We start from the raw sequence: 2,711 nt of genomic DNA on the forward strand, positions 1-2,711 counted from the left end.
CCCCCTGCCCCCACTCACGGAGGCTGGGTCATTCCGTGGGCGTCAAGGGGCCGAGTCCTCGCCGCTTCGCGTCTGCGGGCCGCACCAACCCCTTGACCCCCACTCCATTCGAAGTGGAAGGGGGTCAAGGTTCGCGCAGCGACCGCGAAGCGGCCCCGACCTTGACGCCCTGGAACGACCCCAACGCTCAGGGCTGGTGGTCAGGGGCGCTCTTCCCCTGACCGCCTGCCACGTGGCGAACGGACAAGCCCCCTTGGGGGGGCGCGTCAGCAGGGGGTGCAAGGCGTAGCCGCGCAGGCTCTTGGGGCGTAGCCCCGAACGATCTTTGCGAAGCAAAGTCTAGTGAGTACACTTGTAATCAAGTGGCCCAGCGGAGCTAGGCGGATTTTCAGCAGATCGGGGATGGCATGGCATACGCAATCATGCGGGCAAAGAAGCTCGCCAACATGGGCTCAGTGGCGGCCTCGATGCAGCATTGCTACCGGGAACGGAATACACACAATGCTGACCAGGAACGCACACCCGACAATCAACACCTGGTCGCCAAAAGCACGGACGAGGCGATGGGAAAACTGCGGGCTTTGCTGCCAGAGAAACGGCGCAAAGATGCGGTTTTGACTGTCGAATACGTGATGACGGCCAGTCCTGATTGGTTCGAGAAAGCTACACCAGAACAGGAAAAAGCGTTCTTTCAGCAGTCCTTGCAGTGGTTGGCGGACAAGTACGGGGCCGATCGCATTGTTACGGCCAGTATCCACCGGGACGAATCCACGCCACACCTGTCGGCTTTCGTCGTGCCGCTGACTCAAGACAAACGCCTGAGCGCCAAGGAGTTCATCGGCAGTCGCGACAAGATGCGCGCCGACCAAACCTCCTACGCCGCCTGTGTGGCCAATCTTGGCTTGGAGCGCGGGATCGAAGGCAGCATGGCCAACCATCAGCGAATTCAGCAGCACTACGCGGCGGTCCAACAGGGAATGGAGTCTTCCGTGACGCTTCTGCCCTCATCCGTAGAACCGCGGGTGCTGGAGAAGGCGACTTTGCTGGAGCGAGTCAGAGGCCGTGGGGATCTGGTCGAAGATGCAGAAATGATCGCCAAGCGTGTGACGAAGGATTTGAACAAAGGGTTTGCGGGGACCGTTGCTAAGGCCTCTGAGAGCGTTGAGAGCGAACGCAAGGCGAGAGAGGCACGGAACACGGCAAAAGGCCTCAGAAAGCGCCTGGAGACGTTTGAGGGGTCTTTCAGGGGGCTTACGAAGGATCAGATCGCCAGCGTGCTCAAGATGGCCTCCGAACTCCAGCAGGAGAACGCAAAGGCCAAGGAGCAGAGCAAGCGCAAGAGCAAGACGGTTACCAAAGGGAAGGGCTTGACCCTTTAGATCCTGCTTTCATGAGTTTCCCCCAACGAACTAACGGCTTGTCATGCAGGTCACGGCCTACAAGAATGCCGTATTGGGTACGTGGCTTTATTTCATCGATGAACTGCCTGAAATCAGGGCTGAGCAGTGATCCAGCCTCAAAGCAGTATTGGCCTGCTGCAACAGCACAAGCGATGCCCAATATGTCATCAAAACTGCTCAGGTCCTTGGCTTTGAAGGCGATCAGCGTTTTTCCGTTTTGTGGTCGTATATCCACGATCATCAGTTGAAATCCAAGTCAGTTTGGTCAGGTGGGGGCAGATCATCGGCGCCTAGAATCGGGCGTTCATCCCCATAGATCACTGGAACGGCTTTGAGCTTTTTCACTTGATCCCAGCCTTCTTCCTGCTCGCATTCATGGGCTACAACCGTTGCCGAGAAAACTGCCTTGCGCTGTCCAGCGGTGCCTGCGAACGCTATCTGCTCGTTGACCACATAGGTCGAGACGTTGCCGGTCTTGATCGTTTGAACAAACTGGTGATCCGCAAGGTACTTCACACCGCGTGAAATGGTCGCTCTAGACCTGTTCAGGATTTTGCAGAGGGTTACTTGAGATATCGTCACTGCGTTGGTGCCAATCTGCATGTTCTCCCTGATAACGCTGAACACCAAGGCTGCCGCTGGGTTGTCTCGCTGCATCGCTCTTAAGTTCTTTTCGGCGGCTCTACTCATCATGTAGTAACCCCCCGCCACCCGGTTTTTGGTTACTGCTGAAAGCCGCCGTTCCTGCTCTAGCGTGTCGACTGTGTGGCTCAGCAAGGCCCTCACTTGGGTGAGCTGTTCCTCCAGCTTTTGAACCTTTTTTTCGTCCTGAGACATGTATCACCCCGTGAAACATTAGTGTGCATTTTTTGAAGCATCATGCCTCATGCTAGCAAGATGCATGATGTCTCACAAATGCTTTATGACGTATAGCGATGTCTCACCGGGTGATACATAGATGTATAGCCACGTGAGACATCGCTCTTTGGATGAAACCTATATAAATCAACTACTTAACCTCTTTTCTACTGTTTTCTCTTCTAATTCTCTAAAGGGCGACGCCCTTGCCGCGCTTCGCTTGGCATACCCAGTCGCTTCGCTCCGAAAATGCCTGCCCTCCGGGCAGCGACTTTTTAGGGCTTGCAGCGGGCCTTCGGCCCTCGCCCAATTGGGCTTTGCCCCCTTGGAACCCCCACTCTTGCCGCCGAGGGCTCGGGGGGCAGGGGGAAGAGCGCCCCCTGCCCCCACTCACGGAGGCTGGGTCATTCCGTGGGCGTCAAGGGGCCGAGTCCTCGCCGCTTCGCGTCTTTG

At 56.8% G+C, this 2,711-nt stretch carries 3 protein-coding genes; 1 reads left to right on the forward strand and 2 read right to left on the reverse strand.

Annotated features, from left to right (window positions below):
- Window positions 1-407: 407 nt before the first annotated feature.
- Complete coding sequence (mobV, locus tag CJU81_RS23410; protein ID WP_095038433.1) at window positions 408-1,379, forward strand: MobV family relaxase; 972 nt, start codon at window positions 408-410, stop codon at window positions 1,377-1,379.
- Here the strand turns inward: mobV and CJU81_RS23970 are convergent.
- Window positions 1,351-1,641, reverse strand: coding sequence for a hypothetical protein (locus tag CJU81_RS23970; RefSeq protein ID WP_141232637.1), 291 nt, complete (start codon window positions 1,639-1,641; stop codon window positions 1,351-1,353). The genes mobV and CJU81_RS23970 overlap by 29 nt on opposite strands.
- On the reverse strand, window positions 1,641-2,237 hold the full coding sequence (locus CJU81_RS23415; protein ID WP_053221401.1) for a hypothetical protein: 597 nt from the start codon (window positions 2,235-2,237) through the stop codon (window positions 1,641-1,643). The genes CJU81_RS23970 and CJU81_RS23415 overlap by 1 nt, the downstream gene beginning before the upstream one ends.
- Window positions 2,238-2,711: the final 474 nt, after the last annotated feature.

Source organism: Pseudomonas fragi (assembly GCF_002269505.1).
Lineage (GTDB): Bacteria > Pseudomonadota > Gammaproteobacteria > Pseudomonadales > Pseudomonadaceae > Aquipseudomonas > Aquipseudomonas fragi_D.

Excerpts from the sequence above, each read along its gene's own strand:
- mobV (WP_095038433.1), top strand. The coding sequence starts at position 408 with ATGGCATACGCAATCATGCGGGCAAAGAAGCTCGCCAACATGGGCTCA.
- CJU81_RS23970 (WP_141232637.1), bottom strand. The coding sequence starts at position 1,641 with ATGATCGTGGATATACGACCACAAAACGGAAAAACGCTGATCGCCTTC.
- CJU81_RS23415 (WP_053221401.1), bottom strand. The coding sequence starts at position 2,237 with ATGTCTCAGGACGAAAAAAAGGTTCAAAAGCTGGAGGAACAGCTCACC.